Source organism: Dokdonia sp. PRO95 (genome assembly GCF_000355805.1).
GTDB lineage: Bacteria > Bacteroidota > Bacteroidia > Flavobacteriales > Flavobacteriaceae > Dokdonia.
In genome coordinates this window covers 330,586-351,441 of the sequence record NZ_CM001837.1, presented here as the reverse complement: position 1 = coordinate 351,441, position 20,856 = coordinate 330,586, and the positions used below count along the sequence as shown (strand labels likewise).

The 20,856-nt window shown below is 37.3% G+C and carries 13 protein-coding genes and 5 tRNA genes; all 18 read left to right on the top strand.

The window, feature by feature from the left end; translation table 11 throughout:
- The first annotated feature begins 28 nt into the window (after positions 1–28).
- The 18 genes from D017_RS01360 to D017_RS01275 all read left to right on the top strand — a co-directional run bounded on the left by D017_RS01360 (position 29) and on the right by D017_RS01275 (position 20,856).
- Positions 29–325, top strand: a complete 297-nt coding sequence (locus tag D017_RS01360; RefSeq protein ID WP_035334252.1) for an HPF/RaiA family ribosome-associated protein — start codon at positions 29–31, stop codon at positions 323–325.
- A gap of 118 nt (positions 326–443) precedes the next feature.
- Positions 444–517 (top strand) — tRNA-Thr (locus D017_RS01355).
- Between the two features lie 101 nt (positions 518–618).
- Positions 619–700: transfer RNA gene (locus D017_RS01350), tRNA-Tyr, on the top strand.
- Between the two features lie 47 nt (positions 701–747).
- Positions 748–820 (top strand) — tRNA-Gly (locus D017_RS01345).
- A 49-nt stretch (positions 821–869) separates the two neighbouring features.
- Positions 870–941: transfer RNA gene (locus tag D017_RS01340), tRNA-Thr, on the top strand.
- Between the two features lie 120 nt (positions 942–1,061).
- Positions 1,062–2,249 carry an elongation factor Tu gene (tuf, locus tag D017_RS01335; RefSeq protein ID WP_035334251.1) on the top strand — a complete coding sequence of 396 codons (1,188 nt, stop codon included), beginning with the start codon at positions 1,062–1,064 and terminating at the stop codon, positions 2,247–2,249.
- A gap of 170 nt (positions 2,250–2,419) precedes the next feature.
- Positions 2,420–2,492, top strand: a tRNA-Trp gene (locus tag D017_RS01330).
- A gap of 106 nt (positions 2,493–2,598) precedes the next feature.
- Positions 2,599–2,802, top strand: coding sequence for a preprotein translocase subunit SecE (gene secE / locus D017_RS01325; RefSeq protein ID WP_013749864.1), 204 nt, complete (start codon positions 2,599–2,601; stop codon positions 2,800–2,802).
- A 10-nt stretch (positions 2,803–2,812) separates the two neighbouring features.
- On the top strand, positions 2,813–3,367 hold the full coding sequence (gene nusG, locus D017_RS01320; protein WP_035337793.1) for a transcription termination/antitermination protein NusG: 555 nt from the start codon (positions 2,813–2,815) through the stop codon (positions 3,365–3,367).
- Between the two features lie 81 nt (positions 3,368–3,448).
- A complete protein-coding gene (gene rplK, locus D017_RS01315; protein ID WP_035334250.1) occupies positions 3,449–3,889 on the top strand; it encodes a 50S ribosomal protein L11 in 441 nt (146 codons plus the stop codon).
- A gap of 20 nt (positions 3,890–3,909) precedes the next feature.
- Positions 3,910–4,608: a 50S ribosomal protein L1 gene (rplA, locus tag D017_RS01310; protein ID WP_035334249.1), complete on the top strand. Its 699-nt coding sequence runs from the start codon at positions 3,910–3,912 to the stop codon at positions 4,606–4,608.
- A 15-nt stretch (positions 4,609–4,623) separates the two neighbouring features.
- Complete coding sequence (gene rplJ, locus D017_RS01305; RefSeq protein ID WP_035334248.1) at positions 4,624–5,145, top strand: 50S ribosomal protein L10; 522 nt, start codon at positions 4,624–4,626, stop codon at positions 5,143–5,145.
- Positions 5,146–5,201: 56 nt separating this feature from the next.
- Positions 5,202–5,573, top strand: a complete 372-nt coding sequence (gene rplL / locus D017_RS01300; protein ID WP_035334247.1) for a 50S ribosomal protein L7/L12 — start codon at positions 5,202–5,204, stop codon at positions 5,571–5,573.
- Positions 5,574–5,768: 195 nt separating this feature from the next.
- Positions 5,769–9,590: a DNA-directed RNA polymerase subunit beta gene (gene rpoB / locus D017_RS01295; RefSeq protein WP_192816522.1), complete on the top strand. Its 3,822-nt coding sequence runs from the start codon at positions 5,769–5,771 to the stop codon at positions 9,588–9,590.
- 96 nt (positions 9,591–9,686) lie between these two features.
- A complete protein-coding gene (gene rpoC, locus D017_RS01290) occupies positions 9,687–13,988 on the top strand; it encodes a DNA-directed RNA polymerase subunit beta' (RefSeq protein ID WP_035334246.1) in 4,302 nt (1,433 codons plus the stop codon).
- A 643-nt stretch (positions 13,989–14,631) separates the two neighbouring features.
- Entirely contained in the window at positions 14,632–18,234 is a 3,603-nt protein-coding gene (locus D017_RS01285) for a CheR family methyltransferase (protein WP_035334245.1), read from the top strand.
- Between the two features lie 7 nt (positions 18,235–18,241).
- On the top strand, positions 18,242–20,449 hold the full coding sequence (locus tag D017_RS01280) for an ATP-binding protein (RefSeq protein ID WP_035334244.1): 2,208 nt from the start codon (positions 18,242–18,244) through the stop codon (positions 20,447–20,449).
- Positions 20,449–20,856: a response regulator gene (locus D017_RS01275; RefSeq protein WP_035334243.1), complete on the top strand. Its 408-nt coding sequence runs from the start codon at positions 20,449–20,451 to the stop codon at positions 20,854–20,856. Before D017_RS01280 ends, D017_RS01275 begins: the two co-directional genes overlap by 1 nt.

Below are 20,856 nucleotides of genomic sequence, written 5' to 3'. Positions count from 1 at the left end.
GAATTATAAACCAAAAATATATAATCTTATGAAAGTAACTGTAGAAGCTCCAAAATTTGATGCAGATGTAAAACTCATTGAATTTATTGAAAAAAAAGTGGGAAAGCTTGAGCATTTTTATGATAAGATAATTCACGCAGATGTGTTCTTAAAATTAGAGCCTAATGTGAAGCCGGATAATAAAATTGTTGAGCTATTGATCAGTGTTCCAGGGGATGAGTTTATTGTAAAGAAAATGGCCAAATCTTTTGAAGAAGCCACAGATACATGTGTGCAGTCTATGGAAAGGATGCTTTTGAAAAGGAAAGAGAAAATTAGATCTTAATTTTTTTAATTTTTTTTTGAAAAAAAATTGGATAAGTATAAAAATTAGTTATCTTCGCAGTCCGTTAGAAATAGCGGACTTTTTTATGTCTCTTTAGAGAGTCGTATGTAAGTAAAAAGCCGATGTAGCTCAGCTGGCTAGAGCAGCTGATTTGTAATCAGCAGGTCGTGGGTTCGAGTCCCTCCATCGGCTCTTTTTTAACCAAAATAAAAAGGTTAAAAAGTTCTTTAAAATATTGTTTTATTATTCAAAATTAATACGTAGTTTTGCGCACTGAATTTTGATAATACAATGGGGAGATACTCAAGCGGCCAACGAGGACTGACTGTAACTCAGTTGTTTTTAACTTCGCAGGTTCGAATCCTGCTCTCCCCACACCTTTAATCTCACTTTGTATTTATATATAAGGTGAGTTTATAAACGCGGGAGTAGCTCAGTTGGTAGAGCGTCAGCCTTCCAAGCTGAATGTCGCCAGTTCGAACCTGGTCTCCCGCTCTAAATACCTTTGAGGTGTTGAGCTTTCGCGAAAGCGTAAAATTTACTAGCCGACGTAGCTCAGGGGTAGAGCGTTTCCTTGGTAAGGAAGAGGCCACGGGTTCAATTCCCGTCGTTGGCTCAAAAAAAGAAATAATAACAATGAGTGCTGGTCGCACTCACTTTTCGTGTTTAAATGAGAAGGTATTCGATCAATAGTAAACTAGTACACTAATAATAACTAAGATTAAATAATTACATTATGGCAAAGGAAACATACGATCGTTCGAAACCCCATTTAAATGTTGGAACTATCGGACACGTAGATCACGGTAAAACAACTTTAACAGCTGCGATTACAAAAGTATTGGCAGATGCGGGTTTTTCAGAAGCTTCTGCTTTTGATCAAATTGATAATGCTCCTGAGGAAAAAGAAAGAGGTATAACAATAAACTCTTCACACGTTGAGTATGCTACGGAAAACCGTCACTATGCACACGTTGATTGTCCAGGTCACGCCGATTATGTAAAGAATATGGTAACTGGTGCTGCTCAAATGGACGGTGCTATACTTGTTGTTGCTGCAACAGATGGGCCAATGCCACAAACACGTGAGCACATCCTTCTTGGTCGTCAGGTAGGTATTCCTCGTATCGTTGTATTCATGAACAAAGTGGATATGGTTGATGATGAAGAATTACTTGAGCTTGTAGAGATGGAGATCAGAGATCTTCTTTCTTTTTACGAGTATGACGGAGATAATGGTCCTGTAATTGCTGGTTCTGCTCTTGGAGCATTGAACGGTGAGCAAAAGTGGGTTGATACAGTATTAGAGCTTATGGCTGCTGTTGATGCTTGGATTGAAGAGCCATTACGTGAGACTGAAAAAGACTTCCTAATGCCTATAGAGGATGTATTCTCTATTACTGGTCGTGGAACTGTTGCTACAGGTCGTATCGAAACTGGTATTGCAAACACTGGAGATCCTGTTGAGATCATTGGTATGGGTGCAGAAAAACTTACATCTACTATTACTGGTATTGAGATGTTCCGTCAGATCCTTGATAGAGGTGAGGCTGGAGATAACGCTGGTATCCTTTTAAGAGGTATTGAGAAATCAATGATTTCAAGAGGTATGGTAATTGTTAAGCCAGGGTCAGTAACACCACACGCTAAGTTTAAGGCTGAGGTTTATATCCTTAAGAAAGAAGAAGGTGGACGTCACACTCCATTCCACAATAACTACCGTCCACAGTTTTACGTACGTACAACTGATGTAACTGGTAACATCGCTCTTCCTGATGGAGTTGAGATGGTAATGCCTGGAGATAACTTAACAATTACTGTTGAGCTTATCCAGCCTATCGCTTTAAGTATCGGACTACGTTTTGCAGTACGTGAAGGTGGTAGAACTGTAGGTGCTGGTCAGGTAACTGAAATATTAGATTAATTTCTAGTCTATAGATAAAAAGGAAAGGTGTCTTGTTTTGCAAGACGCCTTGACTTTTGTTAAGAGGGGTTCTGTTTAGTTTTCGCGAGAGCGTTGCTTTTGAAATCCTAAGTTTTTGAATAATAACGATAATTTCGCTTTTGAAATTTGAGATTCAAAACTTAAAGTATACGGGATTAGCTCAGTTGGTAGAGCACTGGTCTCCAAAACCAGGTGTCGTGAGTTCGAGTCTCTCATCCCGTGCAACTTAAATTAGCTTTAGGATTTATTTTTAGAGCTAATTTATATTTTGAAAACATTAAAACACTGATGCGCTTGCTTAGTGTTTGTTTAGAAAGAAATAACTATTATGGCTGGATTAATTAATTACGTTCAAGAATCATATAATGAGCTTAGAAACCACGTAACGTGGACGCCGCTTCCAGAAGCGCAACGTCTTATGGTTGTGGTTGCTGTGTTTTCAATAATTTTTTCATTGGCTATTTGGGGTGTTGATACCGTTTTTAGTAATGTGATTAAGTTGTATTTTGATAAAGTAGTTGGAACAAATTAATTCAGACAAGATGGCTAAGACAAGCAGCACAAAGCAGTGGTATGTGGTAAGGGCCGTTAGTGGTCAAGAGAATAAGGTTAAAGCGTATATCGAGCAAGAAATTTCTCGTTTAAATCTTGAGGATAGTATAGAGGAGGTGTTAGTGCCTACTGAAAAAGTTATCCAAATCCGTAATGGAAAAAAGGTTAATAAAGAGCGTGTTTATTTTCCTGGGTATATAATGGTAAAAGCTAACCTTGGTGGGGAGATTCCTCACATCATTAAGTCAATTAATGGTGTAATTGGTTTTCTTGGTGAGGTTAAAGGTGGTGATCCTGTTCCTTTGCGTAAGTCGGAGGTTAATCGCATGTTAGGTAAGGTAGATGAGCTTGCTGTGAAGCAGGATAGTATATCTATACCATTTACTATAGGTGAGACAATCAAGGTGATTGATGGTCCATTTAATGGGTTTAATGGTACTGTAGAGAAGGTTAACGAAGAAAAGCGTAAGCTTGAGGTGATGGTGAAGATTTTTGGAAGGAAGACTCCGTTAGAGCTTAGCTATATGCAAGTGGAAAAAGTATAAGAAATTAATTGTTACATTAATATATTTTAGATTTTGTTCTATGCTTCCACATTATGAGCAAATCTGTTTAAATTTTTAGAAATGGCAAAAGAAGTAAGTAAGGTTGTTAAGTTACAAGTACGTGGAGGGGCTGCAAATCCTTCTCCACCAGTAGGACCTGCTTTAGGTGCAGCCGGTGTAAATATCATGGAGTTCTGTAAGCAGTTTAATGCTAGGACTCAAGATAAAGCTGGTAAGGTACTTCCTGTTGCAATTACTGTTTATAAGGATAAGTCTTTTGATTTTGTAATCAAGACTCCTCCAGCAGCAGTTCAATTATTGGAAGCAGCTAAAGTTAAAAGTGGTTCTGGTGAGCCTAACCGTAAGAAGGTTGCAAAAGTTACTTGGGATCAAGTACGTGCAATTGCAGAGGACAAGATGCCTGACTTAAATGCATTTACAGTTGATAGTGCAATGAAGATGGTGGCTGGTACAGCTCGTTCAATGGGAATAACGGTTAAAGGTGGAGATGCTCCAGCTTAATAGCTTAAAACAAAATTAAAATGGCAAAATTAACAAAAAAGCAAAAAGAAAATCAGACGAAGATTGAAGCGGGTCAAACCTACAGTCTTGCTGATGCTTCTGCTTTAATTAAAGAAGTAAGTAACGTAAACTTTGATCCTTCTGTAGATATTGCTGTACGTCTTAATGTTGATCCTCGTAAAGCAAACCAAATGGTTCGTGGAGTGGTGACATTACCTCACGGTACTGGTAAGGATGTAAAGGTGCTTGCACTTGTTACTCCAGACAAGGCTGCAGAGGCTCAAGAGGCTGGTGCAGATTACGTTGGACTTGATGAGTACCTTGAGAAAATTAAAAGTGGTTGGACAGATGTAGACGTTATAATCACAATGCCTAGTGTAATGGGTAAATTAGGACCTTTAGGACGTGTCTTAGGACCACGTGGTTTAATGCCTAACCCTAAGACTGGTACAGTGACTATGGATATTGCAAAGGCAGTATCTGATGTGAAGGCTGGTAAAATTGACTTTAAAGTTGATAAAACTGGTATCATCCACGCTTCTGTAGGTAAGGCATCTTTTGATGCTGATAAGATTGCAGGAAACGCAAGAGAATTAATAACAACATTAGTAAAGCTTAAACCTACTACGGCAAAAGGTGTTTACATAAAGAGTATTTTTATGTCTAGTACAATGAGTCCATCTGTAGAGGTAGATGCTAAGCGATTCGCTACTGACTAGTTCAAATTTTAAATTATGACAAGAGAAGAAAAATCAATAGTAATTAAAGATTTAACTGCGCAGTTAGGGGATAATGTAAATATTTATCTTGCAGATATATCTGGTTTAGATGCAGGTACGACTTCTAATTTACGTCGTGCATGTTTTAAAGCTGGAGTAAGTCTTGCAGTAGTTAAGAATACATTGCTTGCAAAAGCAATGGAAGCATCAGACAAGGATTTTGCAGAACTTCCTAATGTATTAAAGGGGAACACTGCAATCATGTTTGCTGAGACGGGTAATGCACCTGCTAAGGTAATTAAAGAATTTCGTAAGAAATCTGAAAAGCCTGTTTTAAAAGGAGCATTTATTGAAGAAGCTATCTATGTTGGTGATGATCAACTAGAGAGTCTGGTAAATATCAAATCTAGAGAAGAACTTATTGGAGACATCGTTGGATTGCTTCAGTCGCCTGCTAAGAACGTTGTTAGCGCTCTTAAGTCAAGTGGAGGGAAACTTGCTGGTATTATCAAAACCCTTTCTGAAAAGGAAGGTTAAGCAGTACGCACTATTATTTATTATATAACAATTACAATTTTCAAAAACGATAGAAAATGGCAGATTTAAAAGATTTCGCAGAACAATTAGTTAACCTTACAGTAAAAGAAGTAAACGAGTTAGCTACTATTTTAAAAGATGAATACGGTATCGAGCCTGCTGCTGCTGCAGTAGTAGCTGGACCAGCTGGAGCTGGAGCTGAAGCTGCTGAGGAAAAGTCAGAATTTGACGTAATCCTTAAAGCTGCTGGTGGTTCTAAACTTGCTGTAGTTAAACTTGTAAAAGAATTAACTGGAGCTGGACTTAAAGACGCAAAAGAGCTTGTAGATAATGCACCATCTCCTATTAAGGAAGGTGTTTCTAAAGACGAAGCTGAAGCACTTAAAGCTCAATTAGAAGAAGCTGGAGCAGAGGTTGAGCTTAAGTAAGCTTACCATAATAACAGGATAAAGGTTTAGGTTAATTGTACTCTGAAAAGAGTATGATTATACCTAAACCATTTGTCGTATAAAGTGGTTACCTTTTTTTGTGACTCGATATTTACTTGGTTTTAATCGTACAAAATAAATCATATTTAAACTTGCTAAGGGGCAAGTTTAGTTCTAATCAAATTCCGTTCGTTGATGATGCAAGATGCAAAACAAGGAGAAAGAATCAGTTTCTCATCGGTAAAGAATAGACCTGATTATCCAGACTTTTTGGATATTCAAGTAAAGTCTTTCCAAGATTTTTTCCAGCTGGAAACAAAGTCTGATGAGAGAGGTGATGAGGGTCTTTATAATACTTTTCTCGAGAACTTCCCAATTACAGATACTCGTAACAACTTTGTACTCGAGTTTTTAGATTATTTCGTTGACCCACCAAGATACTCTATACAAGAGTGTATTGAGCGAGGTCTTACATATAGTGTGCCTTTAAAAGCACGTCTGAAATTATACTGTACTGACGAAGAGCACGAGGATTTTGAAACTATTGTACAAGATGTATATCTAGGTACAATTCCATACATGACTCCTAGCGGAACATTTGTGATCAATGGCGCAGAGCGTGTTGTTGTTTCTCAACTACACCGTTCACCTGGAGTTTTCTTTGGACAATCGTTCCACGCAAATGGAACAAAATTATATTCTGCCCGAGTAATTCCTTTTAAAGGATCTTGGATAGAATTTGCGACAGATATTAATAGCGTTATGTACGCATATATCGATCGTAAAAAGAAATTACCTGTTACTACACTTTTCCGTGCAATCGGTTTTGAAAGAGATAAAGACATTCTTGAAATCTTTGACCTTGCAGAAGAAGTAAAAGTTTCTAAAACAGGATTAAAAAAATATTTAGGTCGTAAGCTTGCTGCACGTGTTCTTAATACGTGGCATGAAGACTTCGTAGATGAAGATACTGGTGAAGTTGTTTCTATCGAGCGTAACGAGATTGTGCTTGATCGTGATACTGTATTAGAAAAAGAGCATGTAGAAGAAATTCTTGAAGCTGGAGCTAAGACTGTATTACTTCACAAAGAAGATAATCAGCAGGCAGATTATGCGATTATTCATAATACATTACAAAAAGATCCAACAAACTCTGAAAAAGAGGCTGTTGAACACATTTATAGACAACTACGTAATGCTGAACCGCCAGATGAGGAAACAGCACGTGGTATTATTGATAAATTATTCTTCTCAGATCAACGTTACAACTTAGGTGAGGTAGGTCGCTATAGAATGAACAAGAAATTAGGTCTTGATATTGAGATGGATAAGCAGGTGCTTACTAAGCTTGATATTATTACTATTATTAAGTATTTAATTGAGTTAATTAATGCAAAAGCAGAGATTGACGATATTGATCACTTATCAAACCGTCGTGTACGTACAGTTGGTGAGCAATTATCTGCACAGTTTGGTGTAGGTCTTGCACGTATGGCTCGTACTATTCGTGAGCGTATGAACGTTCGTGATAATGAAGTTTTTACTCCTATTGACTTGATTAATGCTAAGACGTTGTCTTCTGTTATTAATTCATTCTTTGGAACAAACCAGTTATCACAATTTATGGATCAAACCAATCCTCTTGCAGAGATAACGCACAAGCGTCGTCTTTCTGCTCTTGGACCTGGAGGTCTATCTCGTGAGCGTGCTGGATTTGAGGTACGTGATGTTCACTATACTCACTACGGAAGACTATGTCCTATTGAAACACCAGAGGGGCCAAACATTGGTCTTATATCATCTCTTGCAGTTTATGCAAAGGTGAATAATATGGGATTCATTGAGACTCCATATAGGAAGGTAGAAAACGGTAAAATCGATTTAAAATCTGAACCACTTTATTTAAGTGCAGAGGAGGAAGAAGGGATGTTAATTGCACAAGCAAACAACCCGATGGATGACAGCGGATCAATTACTGAAGAAAAAGTAATTGCTCGAATGGAAGGTGATTTTCCTGTAGTAGACCCAGATACGGTACACTATGCAGATGTCTCTCCTAACCAGATTGCATCTATATCTGCATCTCTTATTCCATTCTTGGAACATGATGATGCAAACCGTGCACTGATGGGATCAAACATGATGCGCCAGGCAGTACCACTTATTATGGCAGATGCGCCTATAGTGGGAACAGGTCTGGAACGTCAAGTAGCTACAGATTCTAGAGTACTTATTAACGCAGAAGGAGCGGGTACTGTTGAGTATGTAGATGCAAACATGATTACTATCAAATATGATCGTACGGAAGATGAGCGTCTAGTTAGTTTTGACGAAGATTCTAAATCATATAACCTTATAAAGTTCCGTAAAACTAACCAAGGAACAAATATCAACTTGAAGCCTATTGTAAAAGTAGGTGATAGAGTAGAAAAAGGCCAAGTACTATGTCAAGGGTATGCTACCGAGAAAGGGGAGCTTGCACTAGGACGTAACATGAAGGTTGCCTTCATGCCTTGGAAAGGATATAACTTTGAGGATGCAATTGTAATATCTGAAAAGGTAGTACGTGATGATATCTTTACTTCTATTCACATTGATGAGTATTCTCTTGATGTGCGTGATACTAAGTTAGGTAATGAAGAGCTTACTAATGATATCCCTAACGTTTCTGAGGAAGCTACTAAGGATCTTGATGAGCACGGAATGATCCGCATAGGAGCAGAGGTAAAACCTGGAGATATATTAATAGGTAAGATTACTCCAAAAGGAGAGTCTGATCCTACTCCAGAAGAAAAACTTTTACGTGCCATTTTTGGAGACAAAGCAGGTGATGTAAAAGATGCTTCACTTAAAGCTTCTCCATCTTTACACGGTGTGGTTATCAATAAGAAATTGTTTGCAAGAGCAATAAAAGATAAGCGTAAGCGTGCAAAAGATAAGGAGGACATCGCTGTTCTTGAAAATCAATATGATGATAAGTTTGATGATTTACAGGCGGTAGTAATTGAAAAATTATTTAAGCTAGTAAATGGTAAAACTGCTCAAGGTGTTATGAATGACTTAGGTGAAGAAGTTCTTCCTAAAGGAAAGAAATTCACACTTAAGATGCTTAACTCTGTAGAAGATTACACGCACCTTACACAAGGAACGTGGACTACAGATGATAAGACTAATGCACTTATAGCAGACTTATTACACAACTATAAGATTAAAGAAAACGATTTACAAGGAAACTTACGTCGTGAGAAATTTACAATCTCAGTAGGAGATGAGTTACCAGCTGGTATCATCAAACTTGCTAAGGTTTATATTGCTAAAAAACGTAAGCTTAAAGTAGGAGATAAAATGGCAGGACGTCACGGTAACAAAGGTATTGTTGCACGTATCGTTCGTCAAGAAGATATGCCTTTCCTTGAGGATGGAACTCCAGTAGATATCGTTCTTAACCCACTTGGTGTACCATCTCGTATGAACATTGGGCAGATTTATGAAACGGTACTAGGATGGGCTGGTCAAAAATTAGGAAGAACCTATGCGACGCCTATTTTTGATGGAGCTACATTAGATCAAATTAATGCACTTACTGATGAGGCAGGTATTCCACGTTTTGGACATACATACTTATATGATGGAGGTACAGGAGATCGTTTTGATCAACCAGCAACAGTAGGAGTTATCTACATGCTAAAACTAGGGCACATGGTAGATGATAAGATGCACGCGCGTTCTATCGGACCATACTCTCTTATTACGCAGCAACCTCTTGGAGGTAAGGCGCAGTTTGGAGGTCAGCGTTTTGGTGAGATGGAAGTTTGGGCTCTTGAGGCATATGGAGCTTCGGCAACATTGCGTGAGATCTTAACTGTAAAATCTGATGACGTGATTGGTCGTGCTAAGACGTATGAAAGTATTGTAAAAGGAGAACCTATGCCTGAGCCAGGTCTTCCAGAATCTTTCAACGTATTGATGCATGAACTTAAAGGACTGGGACTAGACATTCGTCTAGAAGAAAAGTAAATGGTTTTTGGAAAGCGGATTCTTTTAAGGGTTCGCTTTCGCGAAAGCGTAACAACAACCATTCACAACAATAATTAATTCGACATATACAGAATTATGGCAAGAAATAATGACAATGTACAACAGCCGAAGTTTAATGCTATCTCGATTGGTCTTGCGTCTCCAGAATCTATTCTAGGAGCATCAAGAGGAGAAGTTTTAAAGCCGGAAACAATAAACTACCGTACGCACAAGCCAGAGCGTGACGGGCTGTTCTGTGAGCGTATTTTTGGTCCTGTAAAGGACTATGAGTGTGCTTGTGGTAAATATAAAAGAATACGCTACAAGGGAATCGTATGTGATCGTTGTGGTGTTGAAGTAACAGAAAAGAAAGTACGTCGTGATCGCGTGGGGCACATTAATCTTGTGGTTCCAGTTGCACACATATGGTACTTTAGATCGTTACCTAACAAAATAGGTTACTTACTTGGTCTGCCTTCTAAGAAATTAGATATGATCATTTACTATGAGCGTTATGTGGTTATACAACCAGGTATTGCAAAGAGTGAAGAAGGTGAGGAGCTTAACAAGATGGATTTCTTAACTGAAGAGGAGTACTTAAACATACTTGACAGTTTACCACAAGAAAACCTATACCTTGATGACGAGGATCCAAACAAGTTTATCGCCAAAATGGGTGCTGAGTGTTTGATCGATCTTCTTAAAAGGATAGATCTTGATGAACTATCTTACGAGTTACGTCATAAAGCTAATAACGAAACGTCTAAACAACGTAAAACGGAAGCGCTTAAACGTCTTCAAGTTGTAGAAGCTCTTCGTGATTCAAATAAGAACCGTGAGAATCATCCAGAGTGGATGATTATGAAAGTTGTTCCAGTAATTCCACCAGAATTACGCCCACTAGTGCCACTAGATGGAGGACGCTTTGCAACATCGGATTTAAATGACCTTTATCGTCGTGTAATTATACGTAACAACCGTCTTAAGAGATTGATGGAAATCAAAGCTCCAGAGGTTATCTTACGTAATGAAAAGCGTATGCTACAGGAGTCTGTAGATTCACTTTTTGATAACACGCGTAAGTCATCTGCAGTAAAAACAGATTCTAACAGACCATTAAAGTCTCTATCTGATTCTTTAAAAGGTAAGCAAGGGCGTTTCCGTCAGAACTTACTTGGTAAGCGTGTGGATTATTCAGCACGTTCTGTAATTGTTGTTGGACCTGAGCTTAAATTGTTTGAGTGTGGTATTCCTAAAGGAATGGCTGCAGAGCTTTATAAGCCATTTGTAATCCGTAAGCTTATTGAGCGTGGGATTGTAAAGACAGTAAAATCTGCAAAGAAAATAATAGATAAGAAAGAGCCAGTGGTTTGGGATATTTTAGAGAATGTTCTTAAAGGACATCCTATCCTCCTTAACCGTGCTCCTACGCTTCACCGTTTAGGTATACAGGCATTTCAGCCTAAGCTTATTGAAGGTAAAGCAATACAGTTACACCCATTAGTATGTACAGCATTTAACGCCGATTTTGATGGTGACCAGATGGCAGTACACTTACCACTTGGGCCAGAGGCGATACTTGAGGCGCAGTTATTAATGCTTGCTTCTCACAATATCTTAAACCCTGCAAATGGTGCTCCAGTAGCAGTACCTTCTCAGGATATGGTATTAGGTCTTTACTATATGACAAAGGCCAGAAAGTCAACTCCAGAGTTTCATGTAAAAGGAGAAGGAATCACTTTCTACTCTGCAGAAGAGGTGAATATTGCCTACAATGAAAAGCGTGTAGACATTAATGCTATCATTAAAATACGTGCTAAGGATTTTAATGAAAATAAAGAGCTTGTTTATAAAGTAATCGAGACTACTGTAGGTCGTGTATTATTTAACGAAGCAGTGCCAGAAGAAGCTGGATATATTAACGAAGTATTGACTAAAAAGTCGCTTCGTGATATCATTGGTGGTATTCTTAAAGTAACAAGTGTACCTGTAACTGCAGACTTCCTTGACCGTATTAAAACTATGGGATATGGATTTGCATTCCGTGGAGGATTATCATTCTCACTTGGTGATATTATTATCCCAGATGAGAAGCATGGTATGATAGACGAAGCAAATGAGCAGGTAGAGGGTATTACAGGATCTTATAATATGGGTCTTATTACTAATACAGAGCGTTATAACCAAGTTATTGATGTTTGGACATCAACAAACGCCACTCTTACAGAGCTTTCTATGAAGCGTATCCGTGAGGATCAACAAGGGTTTAACTCGGTGTATATGATGCTTGACTCAGGAGCACGTGGATCTAAGGAGCAGATACGTCAGCTTACTGGTATGCGTGGTCTTATGGCAAAACCTAAAAAATCTAACGATGGAGGTGGTGCTATTATTGAAAACCCTATTCTTTCTAACTTTAAGGAAGGTCTTTCAATTCTTGAATACTTTATCTCAACGCACGGTGCACGTAAAGGTCTTGCAGATACCGCCCTTAAAACGGCAGATGCAGGTTACTTAACACGTCGTCTAGTAGATGTATCACAAGATGTTATTATTAACAGTACAGATTGTGGTACGTTAAGAGGAGTAGAAGTAGCAGCTCTTAAGAAAAATGAAGAGGTTATTGAATCTCTAAGTGCGCGTATTATAGGTCGTACTTCTCTTAATGATGTTATCAACCCACTTACTAACGAAGTGATCGTTGAAGCAGGAGCAGAGATAGATGAGGATATAGCAGAACTTATAGGCGCTGCGCCAATAGAAACTGTAGAAGTACGTTCTGCGCTTACTTGTGAGGCTAAGAAAGGTATTTGTGTAAAATGTTATGGTCGTAACCTAGCAACCAATAAAACGGTGCAAATGGGTGAGGCTGTAGGAGTAGTAGCAGCACAGTCTATTGGAGAACCAGGTACACAACTTACACTTCGTACGTTCCACGTAGGAGGGGTAGCAGGAGGTGTGTCTGAGGATTCTAGTGTAACAGCTAAATTCCCTGGACTACTTGAGATCGAAGATCTTAAAACTGTAACTGGTCAAGATAGCGAAGGAAACGATGTTCAAATCGTAATCTCTCGTACTTCTGAGGCAAAAGTATCTGATCCTAAAACTGGTATTACCTTAAGTACAAATACAATTCCTTATGGTTCACAAATATTTGCCAGCTCTGGTGATAAAGTGAAAGAAGGAGATGTAATCTGTAAGTGGGATCCATTTAACGGTGTAGTTATTTCAGAATTTGCAGGAAAAATTAAGTTTGAGTCTATTGAGCAAGGTATCACTTACCGTGTTGAAACAGATGAGCAAACAGGTTTCCAAGAGAAAGTAATATCTGAATCTAGAGATAAGAAAAAAATACCAACATTAATCATTGAGGATAGCAAAGGAAACGCGCTACGTTCTTACAACTTACCAGTAGGAGCTCACCTTATGATTGATGATGGAGATAAGATTAAAGAAGGTAAGATTCTTGTAAAAATACCTCGTAGGTCTGCAAAGGCTGGCGATATTACAGGGGGTCTTCCACGTGTAACTGAATTGTTTGAAGCACGTAACCCATCTAACCCAGCAGTAGTATCTGAGATAGACGGTGTTGTTTCATTCGGAAAAATCAAACGTGGTAACCGTGAGATAATCGTAGAGTCTAAGCTTGGAGAAATCAAAAAGTACTTAGTGAAGTTATCTAATCAGATTCTTGTGCAAGAAAATGATTATGTACGCGCAGGTATGCCACTTTCTGATGGATCTGTGACACCTAATGATATTCTTAATATCAAAGGGCCGTCTGCAGTACAGCAGTACCTAGTTAACGAAGTACAAGAAGTATATCGTTTACAAGGGGTGAAGATTAATGATAAGCACTTTGAAGTTGTTGTGCGCCAGATGATGCGTAAAGTACGTATACAAGATCCAGGAGATACTATCTTCCTAGAGAATCAACTGGTACACAAAGCAGATTTCATTGAAGAAAATGATGCAATGTACGGTATGAAAGTCGTAGAAGATGCAGGAGAATCTGAGAGACTTAAACCAGGTCAATTAGTTTCACCTCGTGAACTTCGCGATGAGAATTCTTTACTTAGAAGAGAAGATAAGAATCAAGTTACAGCTCGTGATGTAAGTCCAGCTACAGCTTCTCCTATCCTTCAGGGTATTACAAGAGCATCGTTACAGACTAAGTCATTTATCTCTGCAGCATCATTCCAAGAGACAACTAAAGTATTAAACGAAGCTGCTGTAAGCGGTAAGATTGATTACTTAGAAGGTCTTAAGGAAAATGTAATTGTAGGTCACAAAATTCCAGCAGGAACGGGAATGCGTCGTTACGATAATATACTCGTGGGAAGCAAAGAAGATCTTGAGAATATGATGGCTGAAAAGCAAGAAGTAAATTACAACTAGTATATAATTTAAGTTCTTGATTCATTAAGAAAAAAGAATTTGAAAAATATCTAAAACCCGTTCAGCGATGCTGGGCGGGTTTTTTATTTGACAAAAGCGAATTTATTTCTTAGTTGGGCTTCAACCTTTTTATGATCAATTCATACTATAAGTGTTGATTTATGCTTTCGCGAAAGCGTACTAATTTTCATAACTAATCATCTTAATTTAATAATGGGAATTATTCATACACCTAAAAGTTGTTGAGACTGTTATAATTCTTTTAAGTGAAACTATTTCTCGTATAATGAACGAGTGTGTCAAACATTAATTAAATAATGTGTAGAAAATATTATCATAAAGTTGAGTGCAATTAGGCAAGTGAAGAGGTTGTGAAATTACTTACTCTCTAAGTCAAAAAAAACAGATCTAGCGCTTATAGTCTGGAAATAATGTAATTATTAAAATGAGTAGAATGTGCTTTATTGAATGAGACTATGAACGCTTTTGATTAAAAAAATGAATATTTCTTTTGATTTTCTATTAACATAAACAAAATGTTAATATTTAATCGTAAATTTCTTAAACAAAACTTAATTTGAAGTTTTAAACATATCTTCAGTTATTTTTTTTAGTAAAAATTACAGTTTTAACCCCTACTTTTTTGAAAGATACAGATAATAAAAAGCATGTTATTGTTGCTGTAGGAGCCAGTGCTGGCGGCCTAGAGGCACTTAATGCCTTTTTTAATAATGTAGTCGAAAATTACGATTACAGTTATATAATCATACAGCACCTATCTCCAGACCACAAAAGCCTCATGGCCGAATTGCTGTCTAAAAAAACAAATGTTCCTATAGTTGCGGTTACTAATGACTCAGAAATAAAACGTAGTCATATCTATGTGATACCTCCTTCAATGAATCTTATTATTGAAAATGGACACCTTATATTATTAGATAAACCAGTGGCTAAAACACTTAATCTTCCTATAGACTTATTCATGAGTTCTCTTGCAGAGGCTTACGGGAAGCAAGCGGTAGGCGTTATATTAAGTGGTACGGGTAGTGATGGCACAAAAGGCGTGCAAGCGATTAAAGAACATGGAGGAGTGGTACTTGTACAGCAGCCAGATGAGGCGAGCTTTGATGGGATGCCTACAAGCGCAATTAATAGTGGTGACGTAGACTATATTGTACCCGCTGGAGAAATGATAGATGAAATACATCGTTACTTTAATAATGAAGACGTATTTAATTTTAAGGACGATCTCTCTGTAGAAGATAATGAACGTTTACGTGCTATTTTAAATATCCTGCATACTAATACCAATATAAATTTCAATTATTATAAGCGCCCTACAATTCTGAGACGTACAGAAAGACGTATGCAAAACCTCAAAATGGGGAATTTTGATCAGTACATCGCATATTTAAAAATTCATCCAGAAGAGGTTTCTGTGTTGTACAAGGAGTTTTTAATTGGAGTTACAAAATTTTTTAGAGATACAAACGCTTGGAATTTATTGGAGGCTGAGACTATACCTAGTATTGTAAGAAATAAAAGAGATGGAGATACAATAAAAGTGTGGGATGTGGCTTGCTCCACCGGAGAAGAAGCATACTCACTAGCAATCCTCTTTCAAGAAGAAATAGATCGTCAAGAGAAGGATATCAAACTCAAAATCTTTGCAACAGATATTTCTGAAGAGCATATTGCACTAGCATCTCAAGGAGTCTTTAATAATACTATTGTTCAGAGTGTTTCTCCCAGTAAATTACAGAAGTTCTTTATTAAAGATGGAAAAGAGTTTAAAATAGATAAAGACCTTAGAAAGAAAATAATTTTTTCAAATCATGATATTTTAAAAGATCCTCCATTTAAAAATATGGATATGGTGTCATGCCGTAATCTTTTAATTTATTTAAAGCCAGAGGTGCAAACTGCGGTATTGCATACATTACATTATGCACTAAAACTTAATGGATTTTTATTTCTAGGATCAAGTGAGTCTATAACTGCCTTGCGTAACTCCTTTGAGACAATAAATGCTAAGCTTAAAATTTTTAAGAACATCCATCCATCAGAAAGAATGCATAGTGAGTTACTTACCTCAAATGCAGATAAGAGTAATGTTATGCTTTCGCGAAAGCAGAAAAAGACAGTGATTCAAAAGAAAGAAACATTTACTAGTGACGTTAAAATGAGTATCAGCAATGCGCTTTTGTCTCAATTTGATACTGCAAGTGTGTATGTGGATGCAGATTTTAAAGTACTAGATGCATTGGGTTCTTTTTCAAAATATGCACAATTACCTGAAAGCGGTTTTTCTTTAGACTTACTAAAGATGCTTCCTGATAATTTAAAAACAGCTGTAAACTCGGCGGCAAGAAAAGCAAAACGTTCCAAAAAAGACTTCATTTACAATGATGTTATTACTACAAAAGCAGGAGCAGATACTGTTGTAAATGTGCTAGTAAAACCCATTTTTCAAAATAACGCTGATGATTGTAATTACGTAATTACGTTTATTGAAAAGGAATTAAATCCTGATGCAGCCATAGCTCGTGGTACAATGAATCTTGCAGTAGCTCCAGATGAACGCATTAAAGATCTTATAGACGAGATAGAGGAAACAAGGGGAGAGCTTAAAAAAGCACTGGAAGATGCAGAGACTAGTAATGAAGAATTACAAACGCTCAATGAAGAGTTGCTAGCATCAAATGAGGAGTTGCAAAGTACAAATGAGGAACTACAGAGTGTAAATGAGGAGCTGCACACCGTGAATGTAGAGCATATTGAAAAAATGGATGATCTAGCATTACTTAATGCAGACATGGATAATATTCTTAACAGTACTCAAATAGCAACAATCTTTCTAGATAGACAACTTACTATTAGAAAATTTACACCTTCTATACAAGAACATTTTAAGTTAATGAAGCAAGATATAGGGAGACCTATAGATCACTTCTTGATCCAGTTAGGTACTGGTAAAAAATCATCACTTAGAAGTAAGATTGAAACAGTGATGAGCACAGGAGAGGTAAATGAAACACAAATTAATAAAAAAGGTGGGCGCTCATATATAAGACGTATTTCTCCATTTTATACAGGATCAAATAAAATAGAGGGTTCTGTAATCACCTTTGTAGACATTACAAAAACGGTCGATTCACAAAAGAAATTAAAAGAAAGCCAGCAGAAGTTTAAAGACTTTTATGAGAATGATCCTGTGATGCACGTAAGTGTTGATCCTTCTACAGGACGTATCGTAGAGTGTAATAAAATTTTCATTGATACAATAGGCTTAAATTCTCGTAGTGAGGTTGTAGGCAGGCGTATATTTGATTTTTATACAGATGATTCTAAGGCTAAAGGGCTTGGACTTCTAGATGAAATTCAAAAAACAGGAGTGATAGAAGGTGAGCAAATGACCCTTGTAGATACAGAAGGTAACGAGATACCTATTATCCTTAACTCAGAGCTTGTAATTCCAGAAGAAGGTCACTCGTACTCACGTTCTACCTTAGTTAATATCTCAGACTTACAGCATGCACAGCAGTTAATGTATGATAAGAATGAAGAGCTACAGCGCATTAATACAGATTTAGAACAGTTTGTATCTATATGCTCGCATGATTTACAAGAACCTTTAGGAACGATACGCTTTAGTAGTGATGTTATTCTTAAGAAATTTGGAGATGATCTAGACCCTAAGGCCACCGAATACTTAGGGTACATTTATGGTGCAGCAGGTAGAATGGCAAACCAAATCAAAGGACTTCTTGAACATAGTCGCATAGGGCAAGAGCTAGAACGTACAGAAGTAAACGTGCAAGAATTACTAGAAATTGTAAAATATGATCTTGGTAAAAGATTGAGAGAGTGTGGCGGTAAAATACATCTTAGTAAAATGCCTACTATCCAAGCATATAATACAGAGTTAAGATTGTTGTTCCAGAACTTAATAGGGAACTCTCTTAAATATTCAAAGCCAGATGTGAGTCCTGTAGTACGTATTTCATCCTTTGAAGATGATGGATATTGGACTTTTGTGATTAATGACAACGGTATAGGAATAGCCGAAGAAGATCTTGATCAAGTATTTAAAATCTTTGGGCGAGCATCAACTCAGCATAAATATGAAGGTACGGGCGTGGGCCTTGCCCATTGTGAAAAAATTGTAAAACTTCACGATGGATCAATTTGGGTAGATTCTCAAGTTAATGTAGGAAGTACGTTTTATTTTAAAATTAAAAAGTAAGTAAACCATGGGGAGTCCATCTGCTTTATACCCAAAAAAGATAGATCTAACTAATTGTGATAAGGAACCAATCCATCTTATAGGGCGCATACAGTCTCATGCGATGCTTTTTGTGATAGATAACCCATCTTTTGAGATATCACATATATCTGAAAATGTGATTTCTACGCTTTCGCGAAAGCGTGAAGACTTTTTTTCTAAGCGTCTTAAGGATGTGCTAGGAGAAAATGGGACGCTTATAGAAACATATATCAAGAGCGGAGATAATAACTCGCTTGAAGTTACTATTAACGATAATCGTTATGTGGTAGTCACTCACCACAACAATCAACTAGTATATGTAGAATTAGAGCCTATAGAGCAGCAAGAAAGTGCTCAATTCATGCAGCGCCAGTTATCCGAGATTATATCAGACTTAAGTGAAGCTGTATCTGTCTCGGCTATGTGTGATAAAACGGCTCAGCTTATTAAACAGTTTGCAGGTTATGATCGTGTAATGATCTATAAATTTGATGAAAACTGGAATGGTAAGATTGTATCTGAGGCTCGTGAAGAACAACTTGATAGCTGGATAGGCATGCATTATCCTGCGACAGATATACCACAGCAAGCACGTAAACTTTTTTTAAAACAAGGTGTGCGTATCATAGCAGATGTTGCATCACAAACGGTTCCCGTTTATGCAAAGCTCACTTTGCAAGACGAGCCATTAGATTTAGGTCTTTGCGAGTCTCGGGCATCGTCTCCCATACACATAGAGTATTTACAGAATATGAAGGTAGGGGCGACCCTCACTGCGGCAATAGTGAGTGATGGAGAATTATGGGGTTTAATAGCATGTCATCATTATAGTCCAAAGTTTGTAAACTATTATAAAAGACAAACAGTTAAGTTTTTAACTCAAGTATTTTCTACGCAGCTCACATTAAGGGCTTCAAATGAGGTGCTTACTCGTATTAACGCTACTACTGCAATAAGAGCTACGCTCGTAGAGCAAATGAGTGATGGATGGGATGTAGCAAATGGCTTAACCCAGAAGCCTACCTCAATGCTCACAATAACCGAAGCATCAGGTGGAGCCGTATTATTGGAAAATAATGTGTCAACTGTAGGAGAAACTCCCAGTAAACAAGAAATTATAGCGCTTATAGACTGGATATATGACACCCAGATGGGCGATATATATACCACTCAAAATATTGCAGAAGAGTATGACAAGGGGGCGGCTTTCGCCAAAATAGGCTCGGGATTACTTTGTGTCTTTATAGCAAAGGGAGAAAAGGATTGCTTGCTGTGGTTTAAACCAGAACTCAAACAACTTATATCTTGGGGAGGAAATCCAGAAAAGGCAGTAGAAGAAAAAGGGAAAGGGCTAAGTCCAAGGAAATCTTTTGAAAAATGGAATCAGGAACAGGTAAATACCTCCCTACCTTGGAAAGATTATGAGATCGCTTCTGCGCAAGCGCTTAAAACAAGTATTTCTAACATAATCATAAGTAGATATCAAGAGGTGAAACTTCTTAACGATAAACTTAAAGAAGCTTACAAGGAGTTAGAATCTTTTAGTTATAGCGTTTCTCATGATTTAAGATCTCCTTTACGTGGTATAGATGGGTTTGCACAAATAATCAAAGAGGATTACTTTGAAACACTTGATGAGTATGGTAAAAAAGCTATCCAAACTATAATAGACTCTACAAGTAAAATGAACATGCTTATAGATGATATTTTGGCTTTTTCTGGGATAGGAAAAAATCAGATATCCATGGGAGTTTTTTCTATGAAAGAGGTAGTAGAAGAAGTAATTACATTTTTACAAGTTGATCTAAAGTATAAAAGTGCTCAATTTATCATAGACTCAAAATTACCTGATGCTTACGGAGATCGAGCTATGATTTTTCAGTTGCTCAATAATCTTGTAGGCAATGCTCTTAAGTATTCTCACACTATAGAAAAACCTATTATAGAAATAGGTTGTGATAACAGTGTCTCTCCTGTAGTTTATTACGTGAAGGATAATGGGATAGGTTTTGATAATAAGTATAGTGAGAAAATTTTTGGAGTGTTTAATAGACTTGTAAAGGACGAGTTTGAAGGTTCGGGTATAGGTCTTGCTATCTCTCAACGAGTATTAGAGAAGCATCAAGGTCGTATTTGGGCAGAGGGTCAGGTAGATAACGGTGCTACATTTTATTTTCAATTACCCGCTAGATAATGAAAGGATTAGTGATTTCTGTAGAGGATAATGCTACAGACCGTGCATTAATGGGTCGTATTTTTGAAAAAGAAATGCCCTTGGTTGATATTTGTTTTATTGATGATTCATTGAAGGCTTTAGCTTGGTTTAAAGCATATGATGATGTTGGAGTTACACCGAATCTCATATTATTAGACATAAAAATGCCTAAACTAAGTGGCTTAGACTTATTGAAAGAAATAAGAAAAATAGAGGTCTTTAAATATGCACCTATTGTTATGATGAGTTCCTCAGATCAAAAAACTGATAAGGATAAGGCTTATATTTATGGAGCTAATAGTTATCTAGAGAAGCCTAAGAACTATGCCGAATTAAAGGAGCAAATTCCTGTTATAGCCAAATATTGGTTAACGTTAAATAAATAA

Coding starts and splice junctions, on each gene's coding strand:
- D017_RS01360 (WP_035334252.1), top strand. CDS start 29: ATGAAAGTAACTGTAGAAGCTCCAAAATTTGATGCAGATGTAAAACTC.
- tuf (WP_035334251.1), top strand. CDS start 1,062: ATGGCAAAGGAAACATACGATCGTTCGAAACCCCATTTAAATGTTGGA.
- secE (WP_013749864.1), top strand. CDS start 2,599: ATGGCTGGATTAATTAATTACGTTCAAGAATCATATAATGAGCTTAGA.
- nusG (WP_035337793.1), top strand. CDS start 2,813: ATGGCTAAGACAAGCAGCACAAAGCAGTGGTATGTGGTAAGGGCCGTT.
- rplK (WP_035334250.1), top strand. CDS start 3,449: ATGGCAAAAGAAGTAAGTAAGGTTGTTAAGTTACAAGTACGTGGAGGG.
- rplA (WP_035334249.1), top strand. CDS start 3,910: ATGGCAAAATTAACAAAAAAGCAAAAAGAAAATCAGACGAAGATTGAA.
- rplJ (WP_035334248.1), top strand. CDS start 4,624: ATGACAAGAGAAGAAAAATCAATAGTAATTAAAGATTTAACTGCGCAG.
- rplL (WP_035334247.1), top strand. CDS start 5,202: ATGGCAGATTTAAAAGATTTCGCAGAACAATTAGTTAACCTTACAGTA.
- rpoB (WP_192816522.1), top strand. CDS start 5,769: ATGATGCAAGATGCAAAACAAGGAGAAAGAATCAGTTTCTCATCGGTA.
- rpoC (WP_035334246.1), top strand. CDS start 9,687: ATGGCAAGAAATAATGACAATGTACAACAGCCGAAGTTTAATGCTATC.
- D017_RS01280 (WP_035334244.1), top strand. CDS start 18,242: ATGGGGAGTCCATCTGCTTTATACCCAAAAAAGATAGATCTAACTAAT.
- D017_RS01275 (WP_035334243.1), top strand. CDS start 20,449: ATGAAAGGATTAGTGATTTCTGTAGAGGATAATGCTACAGACCGTGCA.